A 15,689-nucleotide genomic window follows, 5' to 3' on the forward strand; every position below is an offset into this window, starting at 1 on the left:
CTAGTCGAATCTCATGAGTTCACTGACGCTCCTGGTTGCGGCAATTCTCGCCGGGGCAATGCCGGCGATGACAGCGCAGCCAAGGACCAGGGCCAGGGTCTTGCCGAAAAGTGCTGGCGGCAGGGTGAACTGAATGGTCCAGCCGAAGGATTGCTTGTTGATTACAAATATGAGCACCATAGAAAGAAAAACGCCGCTGATGGCGCCCAAAACAAAACTGCTGAGCCCCATGAGAACAGCCTCCAGCAGGGTCATGCGTTGTAGCTGCCCGGAGGAGCTGCCCACAGCCTTCAAAACGCCGAGGTCTCGGGCTCGTTCATTGATGAGCAGAACCAGAGTGTTCACAATACCAAAAATTGCCACCACGATGGCGATGACTTGCAGGGCGTAGGTAATGGCAAAAGTCTGGTCGAAGATGCGCAGTATCTCGCGGCGCAGTTCTCTGTTGCTGGTTATTTGCACTGCCTGGTTCTGCTGCAGGTGTTGGCGGATCATAGTGCGGAAGCCTCTGACATCCACGCCGGGCTGCAGGTAAATACCCAGTGAGGTAAAATCATGTTCATCCGGCCAGTAGCGCTGAAAGGTTGAGTGGTCCATGAGAATCATGCCGCCTTCGGTTCGGTAGTCGTAGAAGATGCCTGCTATCAGCAGAGACTGGCTGCCTGTGGGCGTCGGCAATTCCAGGGTGTTGCCCTCGGACAGTCCCATCCTGGTGGCTAATACTTCTGAAATGGCTATCTGACCGAACTGACGGCAGCGGCGCAGGAGCTCTGACGCACTTCCTCGCCGAAAGAGCACCCTACTGTAGCGCTCCTTGACGTGCAGATCCGAAGCGCAGAGCAGGGCAGGTAGACCCTGCAGGTGTATGGTGAGCTCTCGCAAACGGTCCATGGCCAGGAAGCCGGGCAGCTGCGGCAGCAGAGAAACAATTTCTGGAGGAAGCACTGCTCTCTGCCCTCTAATTCTTGCTCCTGGTGCGAGGTAGAGATCGGCGCTGATAATTTGTTCGGTCCAATGAACCACTGTCTGGCGAAAGCTGAGGATCATAATAGAGATGCTAATCAGCATTGCCAGGGCAGCCATGAGGGAAGCGATGGCTACGGCCGAGCGATTGACAGAGCGGCCCAGGTAACGGCTGGCCAGGCGGCCTTCCACGTTGAAAAGGCGGCAGCAGACTGGTGCCAGCAGCCGGTTCAGCAGGAGGACTGCTGCTGGCGTCAGAAATGAAAAGCCCGCCAGGAGAAAGAAAGCAGAGGCAAAACCGAATAGAGGTACTCCGCTGACAGCCGGCTGGCGGCTGCAAAGGTAGGCGACGCCCAGGAGGGCAGCACCAAAGGAGCTGATCCTGGTGAGATTCAGGTGAAGTCGTTTTTCCAGAGTGCCCCGAGACAATGCCTCTCGGGGTTGGGTTCGACTGGCTTCCAGGGACGGCAGCAATGAGCCGAGCAGGGCCACGGCCATGCCTGCTGTTGCTCCCAGCAGGAGCACGGCTGCAGAGATTGTCAGTGTCCTGGCCCTGACCAGAAGATAGAGTTCACTGATGGTCTGGGTCATGGCGTTGAGGGCGGCCTTGGCCATGAACAGACCGAGGACTGCTCCAAGCAGAGCTCCGAGGGCGCCCACGATCAAGGCCTCCACAAGGAACATGGAGAGCACCTGGTACCTGCTGGCGCCGAGCACCCGGAGCATGGCGATTTCGTAGCGTCTCTGACTGACGGCAAAGGCTACCGCGTTATAAATTAGAAACAGGCCGACAAACAGAGAGATCATACTGAGGGCCGTGAGATTCAACTGGTAAGCCCTGACCATTTTGCGGATCATTCCCAGGCGCTCTGCAGGTTTTTGGACGCGGACGTTTGCAGGAAGTATTTCACTGAGCCGTTGAGCTAATTCCGCCTCAGAGGTTCCCTGCTGCAAGAGGAGGTCGATACGGTCAAGTCTGCCCAGACGAGCAAAGGTCTCCTGGGCCGTGGCAATGTCCACCAGAGCGAGATTTCCCTCGAGAGCTCGGGCTGCTCCTTGGAGTTCCAGCATGAGCCGCAAGACAAAATTGTAGCGCTGGGAGCCCGAGAGAATTTCCACTCTGTCTCCCAGTTGCAAGCCATGACGTCGGGCAAACCTTTTGGTGAGGGCTATGGAGTTGGCTTGCGTCAGAAAGGAGACAAGTGGTGCCCTCTGTCCTGGAAATCTTGCCAGGCGATAGCTGCGAAATTGTTGTTCAGTGAAGATATCTACTCCCAGCACAAACAGGGGTTCAGAAAGCGGGGGCCCGGTCATCACGTTGAATTCCAACACTGGCGCAGCAGCTTTGACTCCCCTCAGGCGGGACACCTTGACATACAGCTCTTCAGGGAAGCCATTTCCCTGACCTACTACCTGGAGTTGAGTCTTGCCAGTCAGCGAGGTGACGGTTTCTGCAAACGAGGCAGAAGCGCTGGAAGAGGCTGTCTTTATAGCAACGAACACCGCAACTCCTAGAGCTACTCCCAGGAGGCAAAGAAAAGCGCGGCCTTTGTATTTCCAGAGGTGCCTGAAGCAGAACCAGCGGTAGAGCCTTAGCATCCGTCCTCCTGTTGTAGCAGGACGCCGTCGCGCATATAGAGGACGCGGCTGGCATGTTCTATGGCATCCTTGCTATGTGTGGCCAGAATAATAGTGATGTTATGACGTTGGCGCAGTTCTGCCATGAGCTCCAGGATCTGTTGACCGGTGCTGGAGTCGAGATTGCCTGTGGGTTCATCTGCCAGTACCAGAGAAGGCTTGTGGATCAAGGCCCTGGCAATAGCCACTCGCTGCATTTCTCCGCCGGATATTTCATGTGGGTAGTGGCGGCGCCGCTGCCAGAGTCCGACCTCAGTCAGGAGTTTTTCTACTCGCTGTTCGGTGTTGTCTGGTGGCAGTCCCTGGAGTACACAGGGCAGAGCCACGTTTTCGGCCACAGTGAGGATAGGCAAAAGATTGAAGAACTGAAAGACGATGCCCACCTCATGCCGACGGTAGGCGGTGAGATCTTTCTCTGGCAACTGGCTGATATCGCGGCCATTTACCACGATCCGGCCATGATCTGCACGGTCCAGGCCGCCGATAAGGCTCAACAGGGTGGTCTTGCCGCAGCCGCTCTTGCCGAGAATTGCCAGGAACTCACCCTGTTCGACAACAAGGTGGATGCGGTTCACAGCCACGATGCGCTGCTGGCCCAGGGTGTAGGTTTTGCTGAGATTGGTCAACTCAAGCATAGATGGCCTTCCCGGGGCAGGCTGCGAGAGCTGCCCTGCCAGTCACTCCAGATGAAGCAGACCGCTGAAGTCGACGAGCTGCACAGGTCGAGCTAGTTTGTGCACCACCAGGCCAGCAAGGTCAATACCCTGCTGGGCCCGATCGAGTACAGCGGAATCACTGCTGGCCACCACTGCCTGGGCGCCGAACAGGTGGTGTTCAGGCACTGCCACCGCCTGACTGTCGCCAGGCAGTCCTGCCCGGTGCAGACTATTGCGGAGCTGGGCGGCGAGTTCGCCGCTGCGGCTGAGGGGGCGGTCCAGGAAGAAGAGTGTCTCCAGGGGAGGCTGCTGCAGCAGGATGTCGATAATACAGCTGATTGCCTCGGCAGTGAGCGCTGAGGGCTTGTAGCGATGGGAAAGGCCGGCAACATCGCGAATAACTCCGTCTGTGGCGGCCACCAGGGTTCGCCCTGCCAGAGCACTCTCTACTGTGATAAGTACGTTATGACCGTCTACCAGAAGCCGCGCCCGGCGCAATTGTCTCAGCTGCAGCAGGTGTGATTTTCGGCGCTGCGATTCCTGCCGGCTGAATATGCCCCGCTGCAGAAGGTGGCGCTCTGAACTGGGCATATTGTAGCGGTTTCCCACCAGCTCCAGAGAACGTTTTCTCGGATAGCCATGATCCATGAGATAGAGAAAGTCGAGGGCAGCAGCTCTCAGCTTTTCTTCATCGAATCCGGACATCTCACCCTCGCTACAGGAGGTCCCCCAGCAGTAGTGCCTGGCACTGAATGTGGGAAAAAGATGCAGGAAATGTGACAGCAGGAGAAAGGTTCAACTTTCTCCCTAGAGTTCCCGGGAGGCGGCTAACTGCTCGAAGAGGGCTTTCTGTTCTGGAGTCAAAATCCTGGGAATCTGCACAATAATCTTGACGAAGAGGTCTCCTCGGCCTTCCTTCTTGAACCTGGGCACCCCGTATCCTCTGAGACGCATCTGGGTATGGCTTTGAGTGCCGGGCGGTATCTTCAGACTCAGCCTTTTGCCGTCTAGCGTGGGCACTTCAATGGTGGTACCCAGAACTGCCTGGCTAAGCTTTATCTCCCTGGTGATGATGAGGTCGTCTCCAGAGCGACTGAACACTGGATGAGGGGCAACCTGGACAGTTACCAGCAGATCTCCTGGAGGTCCACCCCAGGAGCCCTGTTGCCCCTTGCCGGTGATGCGTAGTTTTTGACCGCTGGAAATGCCTGGGGGAATCTTTACCTTGACCAGCTCTCGGCTGTTGTGGCGATTGAGGGCAATGGTTCTTGCGGCCCCAAAAACAGCTTCCTGCAGACTGATCTGCAGGTCCACCGTGAGGTCGGCTCCCTTGTGGGGCTGTTGGGCCGCCCTGGCAAATGGTCCGCCAAAGTGATGTGCCCCTCCAGCCCTGTGGAAGGTCTGCCGCCGGCCGGCGCCCATGCCGCCGAAGACCCGGCCAAAGATGTCTTCTGAACCGAGGCCGAATTCCCGGAAAATATGGCCAAAATCGAAGTTGCGAAAGATGTCCTCCTGGCTGAAACGCTGCTGGAAGCCCTCAGAGCCAAACATGTCATATTGACGCCGCTTTTCCTTGTCGCTCAAGACAGCGTAGGCCTCGTTCACGTCTTTGAACTTCTCTTCTGCGGACTTGTTGCCCTTGTTTCTGTCGGGGTGATATTTCAGGGCCAGCTTGCGGTAAGCCTTTTTGATCTCCTCGTCGCTGGCGTTCTTGGAAACGCCAAGTATCTTGTAATAGTTTTTCCCGGCCATGGTCACTTTCTAGTCAGCGTTGGTTGTACTGTGCTGCGGCATCCATGTTCCTGGCGCTCGAGCTATAAAGCAACTGAAACATAGCAGGCAAGTCCTGTCTTGGCAAGAGCGTTCTCTTGCGAGGACGTGTTTCCTTTATTGGACACATTTTTACAGATGAGAGAGAAACCGGACAATGGCTGAATTTACCTGAGCTCCCTTTTCGAGCATGGCCATGTGTCCAGTATCTTGAATGATGGCAATGGCAGCCCTGGGTAGTTTGTCCGCCAGGTAGTGTGAATATTTTACCGGAGTCATGACGTCATTGCTGCCGCAGATGACAAGAGCCGGGTGAGGGATGCGCGGCAGGTCATCCATCAGGTCAAAGGCGTTGCAGGCCCGAAAGTCGTCCGCCACCACCTCGGCTCGTTCCGCCAGCAACTGCTCCAGAGCCCACTGGCGCAATTCTCGAGGAGCATGCTCGCTGTAGCAGCTCCGGACAATCTTGCTGGCAGCCCTGCTGAAGTCCTGCTCGAGATCTCGAAGCAGGTCCGAGCGCACCTTTAATCTGGCGCCAGTGCCGATAAGGACAATTGCTTCCAGCCACTGTGGTCTGCTGAGAGCGGTCTCCAGCACCACTGCGCCACCCATGGAATGGCCCACGAGGACGACCTTGTCCTGGGCCAAGCTGCCGGCAAAATGGCTCAACCAGGCGCTATACTCCGCAATGCTTGTAAGGCCGTTGCCGCTGCTGCGGCCGTGGCCTGGCAAATCCGGACAGATGGTGTTGACCCCGCGGTCCAATCCATAGCGCTGCTTTTGCCAGACGAGGCTGTTGCCTCCTGCCCCGTGGACGAAAATGAAATTACGCCGTCCCGGGGCGAGACCGCTGGGTCCTGTAACATAGTGAATGACGCTGCCAGAGATATCGATGGTTGGCATGAAACAGCCCTTGTCACAGCGGCGAGGCTGGCGAAGTACAGGGTGTCATTATGAAGGACTCCTCGACGGTTGCCGCTCTAGACACCGAGGGGAGCCTGAGATTATTGGCGGAGGTCATGCCCTGGCCTTTTCTTCTTCGTGACGGCGCAGTTCTTCAGCCCGCAATTCTTTGCGAAGCACTTTGCCCACTATGGTTTTGGGCAGTTCGTCCCGGAATTCCACCAGGCGGGGAACCTTGTATGCTGCCAACCTCTCCCGGCAATGAGAGATTACCTCTTCAGCTGTGAGGGTCTCTCCTTCTTTTACCACCACAAAGACCTTCACTGTCTCGCCGCGATAGGGATCCGGCACACCAATGGCGACTGCATCGGCAATCTTGGGATGCTCGTAGAGAACCTCATCAATGTCGCGAGGATAGATGTTGAAGCCGCCGGCAATGATCATGTCCTTCTTGCGATCGATGATGAAAACATAGCCCTCCTCGTCCATGTAGGCTATGTCGCCGGTATAAAGCCAGCCATCCTTCAAGGTGGCAGCGGTCTCTTCGGGCATGTTCCAGTAGCCCTTCATTACCTGGGGCCCCTTAACCAGGAGTTCGCCGGGCTCGTTGGGGGGCATTTCTTTGCTGCCCATTTCCAGGTCCACAATGCGAGCATCGGTAGAAGGAAGGGCAATGCCAATGCTGCCGGATTTGCGCTTTCCCTCGATTGGATTGACATGGGTTACTGGCGAGGCTTCAGTGAGGCCGTAGCCCTCCAGGATGACGCTGCCGGTGAGCTCTTCGAAGCGGTTCATAATCTCCACTGGCAACGGAGCCGAACCGCTGATGCAGTACTTGATTGACGACAGGTTGTACTTGCTGATGTCGCTATGATTAACCAGAGAAGTGAAGATAGTGGGAACCAGTGGTGCAATAGTTGGCTTGGCTCTGACAAGGGTCTTCAAGAAATCATTTATTTCAAAGCGAGGCACCAGAGTCATGGAGGCGGCACTGTATATGGCAAAGTTCATGGCCACTGTCATGCCGAAGACGTGGAAAAAGGGCAGGACGCAGAGGAAGCGTTCCTGGCCTCGCTGCAAGGAGGGCAGCCAGGCAGCAACCTGCAAGACATTGGCGCTCAGGTTTCGGTGCGTCAACATCACACCTTTGGCCACACCGGTGGTGCCTCCGGTGTACTGCAGCGCCGCCAGATCTTCCATGGAAATCTGCGGTCGAGGTGGCCGTTGGCTCGGCGGCTGCAAAAGAGATTTGAAGGGGCGGATCTTGTCTGTGAAGGGGACCTTCATGTGCAGCCCCTGCTTTTTGGCTTTCAATGGATAGAGCAGGTTGAGGGGGAAGGGCAGGTAGTCGCGTATGCTGGTTATTACTAGGTGTTCGATGGGAGTGTTGTCCAGGACATGTTCGATTCGCGGATAAAGATGGTCGAGACTTACCAGTATTTTGGCCCCAGCATCGCTGAACTGATGCTCCATTTCCCGCTCCACGTACATGGGGTTGGTCATCACTGCCACCGCGCCAATGCTGAGGGTAGCATAATAGGCTATGATGGTCTGGGGGCAGTTGGGCAACATGATGGCCACCCGGTCGCCCTGGCCAACTCCCAATTGATGCAGAGAGGCAGCGAAGCTGTCCACCTGCGCGGCGAGCTCCCTGTAGGTGAGGCGGGCCCGGAAGAAGTCAGTGGCAGTTATCTCTGGGAATTCTTCTGCTGACTCTTGCAGGTAGTCGAAGAGAGTTCGCTCAGGAAGTTCAATGGTGTGGGGGACGCCTTTATCATACATTTGCAACCAGGTTTGTTTGTTTGCCATGATACCCCCCTTGTGTTGGCTAGGGCTGCCAATTGCTGGAGTCCCAGTGGTCAGCCAGCAAATAATCCACCCCTGCCCCAGGCGTGGGCAAGGTAACCATTAAAAGCTATAGTGCAGATGCCTATTTCTGATCAGCAACAGCTTCGAGCAGCAGCTCCGCCAGGTCGCATACCCTGACCCTTTCTTCCAGATGGTGGGCCTTTAGCCCGTCTTCAAACATGGTAGTACAATATGGGCAGCATACGGCTATGAGTTCAGGGTCCAGTGTGAGTGCTTGCTCGGTGCGGGCCTCATTTATTTTGCTGTGGCCTAGGGTTTCTTCCATCCACATTCTGCCTCCGCCCGCGCCGCAGCAAAATGACTTGTTTCGGCTGCGGTCCATTTCATAAATCTTGAGCCCTGGAATGGCTCTCAACAGATCTCGTGGCTGCTGGTAAATATCATTGTAGCGGCCAAGATAACAGGAATCATGGAATACCAGCCTCATGTCCAGCGGCTGCAAGGGTTCCAGCTTGTTTTCCCTGAGCAGCTGCAGGAGAATCTCCGTGTGATGATACACTTCCCAACTGCCGCCGAATCTGGGATATTCGTTCTTGAGGCAGTTGTAACCGTGCGGACAGGTGGTGATGATTTTCTTGACGTTATAGCTGTTGAGCAGCTCCACCAGCTCGGCAGCCATAGTCTGGAAAAGGTACTCGTTGCCGATTCTTCTAGCAGTCTCGCCGCAACATTTTTCCTCCACCCCGAGAATGCCGAAGCTCACTCCTGCCCTTGTCAGCAATGTCACCAGCGCTTTGCTGATTTTCTTGGCACGCTCGTCGAAACTGCCGGCACAGCCCACATAGAAAAGGTACTCTACCTGGCTGTTTTCGGCAAGAGTAGGTATGCCGAGCTCCTTGGCCCAATCGCCCCGGCTGGCAAAGCCGAGACCCCAGGGATTAGAATTGGTTTCCCAGTTGCGCAAGACATTCTGTACTTCAGGAGGAAAATTGCTTTCCATCAAGACCAGATAGCGACGCATATCCACGAACTTGTCGACATGTTCGATAAATACGGGGCAATGCTCAACACAGTTGCCGCAGGTAGTGCATGACCAGATCTCCTCCTCGCTGCAGGTAGTTCCCAGCAGAGTTTCGCCTGCCTGGCCTTTGCTGGCTGCTTCTGGCTCGGGGCTGGTGGCGCTCACGGCTTGCAGCGCCAGTTTGCCGGTGCGCAGCAGGTGTTCTTTCAGGCGATGGATGGTTTCCTTGGGGCTGAGTGGCTTGCCAGTGAGGGTGGCCGGGCAGTTGTCGGAACAGCGGCCGCATTCGGTGCAGGCATAGAGATCGAGAAGCTGCTTCCAGGTGAACTCCTCGATTCTGGAAACGCCATAGGTTTCGACGCCTTCATCCTCGAGATCCATGGTGGCGAGCTCCCCCGCCGGGCGCAAGCGGCGGAAGAAGATATTGGGAACAGCACCAAGGAGATGAAGATGTTTGGAAAAAGGGATGTATACCAGAAAGGCGAGAATAATCAGGGTATGACCCCACCAGAAAAGGCTGTACCAGTTCTGGAGGCTGCTGAGAGGAAGCCCTGAAAAGAACGTTGACAGGGCGACTGAAATGAAGGCCGCCCTGGGAAAGTATCGGTCGGGCTGCAGCTGGACCAGTTGGTATTCTACGGCGCGAGCGCCGAAAAGCAAAACAATGAGGACAATGATGAGGCCGATTATAGTGACGGCATCGAGATTGGTAGCCCTCTGCTCCTCGTACTGCAGCCGCGACGGCTTCAGAACAAAGCGGCGGTAAAGAGCAACGGTCAGGGCCACCAGTACGGCCACACAGAAAAGATCCTGCAGGAGGTAGAGCAGAGCAGTCAGAGCCGTGCCAATCACCTTCCAGTAGGCAAAGCCGTGGTAGACGCCAACTGCAAAGGTCTCGATGCTGCCAATGGTGATGACCACAAATCCCCAGAATATGGCAAAATGACCCCAGCCCGAGGGCTCGCGCACCACCCGTCGTTGCCCGAAGACAAAGGTAAGGACCCCCTGCAGTCGAAGCCACAGGTGGTCGAAACGATTTTCCGGCTTTCCCCTTTTTATCAGGAGATAGAGTTTATACACTGTAAAAAGGAAGAAGCCATTGGCTGCAAGGAAAACAACAATGAAAAGGATATTGGCAGGGAAATGGCCAGGTAGCAACATGGGTGTCTCCTGCTGAAAGAGCGTTCAGATTAGAATGCCCAGTGGCAATGGTGCGCTTGTCGTCTAGAGACTGAATATTCAGGGCAACCATTAAACAGCTAGAGCAATAACGTCTGAGGCAAGCGACTAGCAGCTGGCCTTCAGCTTTTTTACCTCTTCGGTGAACACCGGAATGAACTTGAAGAGATCCTCCACGATGCCATAGTCCGCTTTCTTGAAAATAGGGGCTTCAGGATCCTTGTTTACTGCCACAATGAACTTGCTGGAGCCCATGCCAGCAAGATGTTGGATTGCTCCGGAGATGCCCACTGCAATATAGAGTGCCGGGGTCACCACCTTGCCGGTCTGGCCCACCTGGTCCGAGTGAGGGCGCCAGCCAGCGTCCACAGCAGAACGAGACGCTCCCACTGCGGCTCCCAGCAGTTGCGCCAGTTCTTCGAGCATGGCGAAATTCTCAGGTCCTTTCATGCCGCGGCCGCCCGAGACGATAATCTGGGCTTCCGTGAGATCCACCCTGCCTGAAGTGTCTTCCTCCACTGAGACCACTGAAGTCAGATTTCCCTTGGGGATGGCCACGTTCGGCTTTTCCACTGCGGCCTTTTGTGAGGTGTCGGGCTGCAGGCAATCCATAGTGTTCGGTCTGCACGAGGCCAGCTGGGGCCAGACATCAGCAGCCCAACCATACCAGCCGAAGACCTTGCCCGCGTACATGGGCCTCTTTGCCCTGAGAGCTCCACCCTCTATCTTGAGTTCTGTGCAGTCGGTGGCCAGGCCGGCACCGAGGCGGGCAGCCACTCTGGCACTCAGGTCTTTACCATCAACGTCTGCAGAAAACAGGACAATCTTCGGTGACAGGCTCTGCACTATCTCCGCCACCACCGGAACGTAAGTCTCGGCCCGGTATTCCTGCAAAAGGGGGTCATCTACCAGGTAAACTTTTTCCACGCCATAATTTCCCAGATCAGGAGCAGCCTGTGCCACACCTTCTCCCAGAACGATTGCCCACAATGGTTCTCCTAGAGCGTCAGCCAATCTTCTGCCCTCACTGGCAACTTCGAATGATACCCGGCGAAAGGTGCCGTGGCGACATTCGCCAATTATGCATACTCCCTGTGCCATGATATGATTCTCCTTTCAAGCGAACAAGGTAGGATGGTACCCATCAGCTGGAGCGAAGCCTCCACCGTTTGCTGCGTGGAGCTCGGCTCGAGACTGCTGTACCAAACTCGGTATTTCATAAGATTGTTTGCCTCAAATAACTTTTGCTTCCTCGTGAAGGGCACGCACGAGTTCCTGGGCTTTCTGTGCAGTATCACCCTCGATTATGCGGCCGGCCTGCCGAGGCGGCGGCAATTCCATGGCAGTCAGCATTACCCTGGCAGCAGCAGCGCCAACCTGCTCAGCAGAGACCTCAATGTCTGCCAGCGTCTTGATGTCCAGAGGTTTTTTCTTTGCTTTCATTATGCCGGGCAGGGAGGCGTAGCGAGGATTCCAGATGGCATGGGCCCCGCCAAAGGTTACCAGTGCCGGCAGTTGCGATTCCATGGTTACTCTGGCCCCTTCAATGGGCCGCACAATTCTAATCTTGCCGTCTGTGAGCTCTGTGGCCACTGCCAGGGCCAGGTGGGGGATGGCCAACAATTCAGCCACCATGATGCCCACCTGGTTTTCATCGTCGTCAACGGCCCGGTGGCCGCAGAAGATCAAATCAAAAGGAATCGTTCGCAAAGCGGCGGCAAGAACCACAGCCTTGCCATAGGCATCACTTCCCTCTGTGGCCGGATCGTCCACCAGCACGCCCTTGTCCGCCCCCATTGCCAGGGCAGTGCGAATTGATTCCACTGCCCGCTGCGGTCCCATGCTGAGAATGGTAACGGTGGCTCCCTGGCTGTCCTTGACTCTGAGGGCAGCTTCCACAGCATACTCGTCATAAGGGTTGATGATCCATTTGATGTCTGTGGAATCAATAGACTTGCCGTCTTCTGCTACTTTAATGATAGTTTCGGTGTCAGGCACCTGTTTCAATAGGACTACAATATCCACCTTCGATCTCCTTTCCTGTTGTCGCCTCGAGCGAAATTATCCCAGCATATCTGTCCGCCTGTAGATGATATGTTCACCTCCTGTCAAATTGTCTGCTTCTCCTTTTTCGGTTCCGTCTGTCTCACGAAACAGACGGGTGCTGCCAGCTGCAGCCATAAGAAAAGGCCTGCTGATGGTTGCAAATTGTCAGCCTTTCCATGCTGTTGCCTCAGCTGTGTCATCTCTGGACTACCAGTCTGCCAGCATACTCAGAAAAGCCTGCGCCAGCTCCTCTATACTGACCTCGGGAGCTCGGAGCAGCCCCTGGATTGCTATACCCTGCACAGCACCAATGAGAGCCATGGCAGCTGCCCGAGCGTTTTTCACTTGTGGATTATGGCTGAGTACCCGCGAGAAGGCCTGGACGAAATCCTCGTAGACTTCCTTGAGGCGTTGCTCCATAGGATGACCGCTGCCAGCGAATTCCGTGGCCAGAGCCGCCAGACAGATGGTTGCCTCAGGCTGTCGGCGAAAGTGCTCGCACATGATTACCACTACTTCCTCGGTGACTTTCAAGGAGCCGCGGCGAGCCTTGTTCAACTGGTCCGAATAGATGCTTATTCCGCGCGCCAGCCAGCTGACCACCTCGTCCAGCAAAGCCTCCTTGGAGCGGAAGTGATGGAACACAGCTCCAGAGGTGAGGTTGACTGCCTGGGCTATGTCCGCAATGGTAGTCTTGTGATAGCCCTGTCTGGTGAACAGTTCGGCCGCAGCAGCAAGAATTTTCTTGTGCGTGGTGCGGGCCTGCACTTCCTTTTTGTTTCGAGGCTTCGCCAGCATACACTAGGTCCGTAACACATAGTATGTAATATGTCAAGACGAAATCTGGACGAGGCAAGAGAGAGTTGTCCTCGAGTGCAATATTGCCTGTAAATTAAAAAATCTTTGCGCAGAACAGTCCTTTTAGGCTACATTATTTATATAACGTGGTAACTTTTTCCAGGCGACATCTATTAAAAGGAGGCTGGAGATGAGCGGAAATCATCCTGAGCAGGTAGTGATTACAACTGTCGTCGATAATTATTTAGACGTATTTGAACCTTCCACGCCATTGATAGAGCGCGCGGTGCCCGGTAAATTGCAGGGCTACTTGCTTGCCGGTCATGGCCTGTCATTCTTGGTTGAAGTGAAGCAGGGGAACCAGACATCTCGACTATTGATGGATACTGGCAATGCTTTCGAGCCTTTCAAGAACAATTTGCTGGCACTGGGGCGCTCTGCCGCGGAAATCGATGCGCTCTTTCTGAGTCACGGTCATCCTGACCATTACGGAGGACTTCTGGGCTTGTTGCAGTGGCGACAAGAACCACTGCCCATTTACTGCCACCCGGATGTGTTCTTTGCCAAACTGCTCGTTACACCCCGGGGGAAAATCGGCCCCTGGCAACTGGACCGACAGCAGGTGGAAGCCAGCGGCGGCCAGACAAAGTGTTCCGCCGAAGTCGAAAAGATCTGGCCTGGAGTATATCTCACAGGAGAGATTCCCAGACGCTCTGAATTCGAAAAACCCTTACCAGGGGCGAAGATTGTCCGCAATGGTCAGGAAGAAGATGACCTGCTCATGGATGAGCAAGCCTTGGTGGTTGATTTGGGAGCAAAAGGCCTGGTAGTGATCTCAGGATGTTCACATCCGGGCATTGCCAATACCATACAATATGCCATAGAAATCACCGGCAACAAGAAAATATATGCAGTGGTAGGCGGGCTGCACCTGGCGCAGGTAAGTGACGAGGTGCTGCAGCAGACCATTGCAGCTCTCAAAGATAGCGGCGCAGAGTTGGTGGTGACCGGGCACTGTACTGGATTTCGACCTAACTGCCAGTTGAGCCGGGAGCTGGGCTCGACCTATGCGGTCAGTTGCGTTGGTTCCCGTATGACGTTTGGCTAACTTGGCTGCGGAGCGAATGAAGAAGATTATCTAGTCGCGGCAAGGCAACTCATTGGCAGCAATCTCTTCAAGGGTTCTGCCGGTGAGTGCTGAGCGGGGAGCAGTTTGCAGGATGTCGCTGTGGGCTGCAGCCTCCTCGTCAGCCATTTTTACCAGAAGCCAGCTTTCCTGTTTGCCTCTTCTGAAGCGGGTAAGAGCATATCCTCCCCGCAGCTTCTTGCCTTGCAGCCAGAAGGTCAGGTGGCCGGCGGCAATAGCCTCGGCCAGGGGTACCAGTCTGCCGTGTTTGTGGGTAAGGTTGCGATAGGTCCCCAGGTCCCAGACCATGACTGTCCCGGCGCCGTATTGATCTTCAGGGATGACTCCCTCGAAAGTAGCGTATTCGAGCGCATGATCTTCAGTGGGTACCGCAAGGCGCTTTTGCTTGGGATCGGTAGATGGACCTTTGGGCAGCGCCCATGATTTCAGAACCCCTTCCACTTCCAACCGAAAGTCATAATGCAGTGTCCTGGCCTGATGCTTCTGGACGACAAAGAGCGGTCTGGGCAAGGCATCCAATGGTTCATGTGTCGAGTTGGTTTTCATTTTCCTGCCGAATGATGAGTCCGAGCTAGAGGTGGTTGCAGTGTAGTCAAGACTGATTTTAACAATACATTCTAACAATTCTCATCCAAAGTAAAGTATGAAGGGGACGCTCTTTAATAATTTAGTTGACAACATAACTAATTGATATTAAATTGCAATATGCCTAGAACAGCACGAATTGATGTTCCAGGGCTTCTACATCATGTAATTATTCGTGGTATAGAGCGCCGGGAAATATTCCGCAAAGACAGAGACCGGGAAGATTTTATCCAAAGGCTCGAGGTGCTCTGCCCTGAGACCAAGACGAGCTGTTATGCGTGGGCTTTTCTGTCTAATCATGCCCACTTTCTTTTTCGCACTGGAACGGTTCCACTGGCCACACTCATGAGGAGGCTTCTCACTGGCTATGTGATTGGCTTTAACCGTCGTCATGGACGTCATGGCCAGTTGTTTCAGAACCGCTACAAGTCCATTGTCTGCCAGGAAGACGCTTATCTTCTCGAACTAGTACGGTATCTCCACTTGAATCCTGTTAGGGCAGGCATTGTAAAAACCCTTGATGAATTAAAAAACTACAGATATAGCGGCCATAGTTCTCTCATGGGCGAGATCGAAAGGCAGTGGCAGGACAACGATTATGTTCTCGGCTATTTTGCAAGAAAGAAGACGCAAGCAAGAATAGAATATGAATCCTACGTTGAACAAGGCTTCAGACAGGGCCGCAGAAAAGAACTGACAGGTGGCGGATTGATAAGGAGTCTTGGTGGTTGGACTGAAGAGCGGAAGATGTTGAAAGATCGTGATCATGTGATGAGCGATGAGCGAATTCTGGGCGATCCGGATTTTGTCGATGCAGTTATCTCACAATCTGAAGAACAATATGAGCGGAGGTATGAACTCAGAAGGCGAGGATACGACCTGAATCGTCTTGCCGAAAGGGTTGCAGAAGTCCTGGATATGGAACCGCATGAAGTTTTTTCGAGAGGACGGCAGGTGCAAAAAGTAAAGGCAAGGAGTCTGCTCTGTTTTTGGGCCGCACGAGAGCTGGGAATCTCGCATACAGAGTTGGCCAGGAAGTTGACCATGAGTCTTGCCGGTATTGGTTTTTCGGTGCAAAGGGGGGAGGCAATAGCCAGAGATGGCAACTATGAACTGCTAGATTAAGTTATTAAATTATTAAAGAGCGTCCCCCTACTAGCCATTTTAGGAGGAG

General features: G+C 54.6%; 13 protein-coding genes. 2 read left to right on the plus strand and 11 right to left on the minus strand.

Going from position 1 to position 15,689, the window contains the following annotated elements; all coding sequences use genetic code 11:
* From JRI89_00945 to JRI89_00990, 10 genes are all read right to left on the minus strand, one after another.
* A complete protein-coding gene (locus JRI89_00945) occupies positions 1-2,562 on the minus strand; it encodes an ABC transporter permease (GenBank protein ID MBW2069799.1) in 2,562 nt (853 codons plus the stop codon).
* Complete coding sequence (locus JRI89_00950; GenBank protein ID MBW2069800.1) at positions 2,556-3,236, minus strand: ABC transporter ATP-binding protein; 681 nt, start codon at positions 3,234-3,236, stop codon at positions 2,556-2,558. Before JRI89_00950 ends, JRI89_00945 begins: the two co-directional genes overlap by 7 nt.
* Positions 3,237-3,278: 42 nt before the next feature.
* Complete coding sequence (locus JRI89_00955) at positions 3,279-3,962, minus strand: DUF434 domain-containing protein (GenBank protein ID MBW2069801.1); 684 nt, start codon at positions 3,960-3,962, stop codon at positions 3,279-3,281.
* Positions 3,963-4,064: 102 nt separating this feature from the next.
* Entirely contained in the window at positions 4,065-5,009 is a 945-nt protein-coding gene (locus tag JRI89_00960; GenBank protein MBW2069802.1) for a DnaJ domain-containing protein, read from the minus strand.
* Positions 5,010-5,159: 150 nt separating this feature from the next.
* Positions 5,160-5,930, minus strand: a complete 771-nt coding sequence (locus JRI89_00965; GenBank protein ID MBW2069803.1) for an alpha/beta hydrolase — start codon at positions 5,928-5,930, stop codon at positions 5,160-5,162.
* A gap of 114 nt (positions 5,931-6,044) precedes the next feature.
* On the minus strand, positions 6,045-7,739 hold the full coding sequence (locus JRI89_00970) for a long-chain fatty acid--CoA ligase (GenBank protein MBW2069804.1): 1,695 nt from the start codon (positions 7,737-7,739) through the stop codon (positions 6,045-6,047).
* A gap of 121 nt (positions 7,740-7,860) precedes the next feature.
* Entirely contained in the window at positions 7,861-9,921 is a 2,061-nt protein-coding gene (locus JRI89_00975; GenBank protein MBW2069805.1) for a (Fe-S)-binding protein, read from the minus strand.
* Positions 9,922-10,047: 126 nt separating this feature from the next.
* Positions 10,048-11,040 (minus strand): electron transfer flavoprotein subunit alpha/FixB family protein, encoded by a 993-nt coding sequence (locus tag JRI89_00980; protein MBW2069806.1) that lies wholly within the window; start codon positions 11,038-11,040, stop codon positions 10,048-10,050.
* 132 nt (positions 11,041-11,172) lie between these two features.
* Complete coding sequence (locus JRI89_00985) at positions 11,173-11,964, minus strand: electron transfer flavoprotein subunit beta/FixA family protein (protein ID MBW2069807.1); 792 nt, start codon at positions 11,962-11,964, stop codon at positions 11,173-11,175.
* A gap of 228 nt (positions 11,965-12,192) precedes the next feature.
* Complete coding sequence (locus JRI89_00990; protein MBW2069808.1) at positions 12,193-12,783, minus strand: TetR/AcrR family transcriptional regulator; 591 nt, start codon at positions 12,781-12,783, stop codon at positions 12,193-12,195.
* A gap of 190 nt (positions 12,784-12,973) precedes the next feature.
* Here JRI89_00990 and JRI89_00995 point away from each other — a divergent pair, with 190 nt between their 5' ends.
* Entirely contained in the window at positions 12,974-13,891 is a 918-nt protein-coding gene (locus tag JRI89_00995) for an MBL fold metallo-hydrolase (protein ID MBW2069809.1), read from the plus strand.
* Positions 13,892-13,921: 30 nt separating this feature from the next.
* Here the strand turns inward: JRI89_00995 and JRI89_01000 are convergent, their stop codons facing one another.
* Positions 13,922-14,476, minus strand: a complete 555-nt coding sequence (locus tag JRI89_01000) for a DNA ligase (protein MBW2069810.1) — start codon at positions 14,474-14,476, stop codon at positions 13,922-13,924.
* 159 nt (positions 14,477-14,635) lie between these two features.
* On the opposite strand from JRI89_01000, the gene JRI89_01005 reads away from it, so the two are divergent.
* Positions 14,636-15,640, plus strand: a complete 1,005-nt coding sequence (locus JRI89_01005; protein MBW2069811.1) for a transposase — start codon at positions 14,636-14,638, stop codon at positions 15,638-15,640.
* Positions 15,641-15,689 lie beyond the last annotated feature (49 nt).

The organism is Deltaproteobacteria bacterium (genome assembly GCA_019309045.1).
Classification (GTDB): Bacteria; Desulfobacterota; Syntrophobacteria; order BM002; family BM002; genus JAFDGZ01.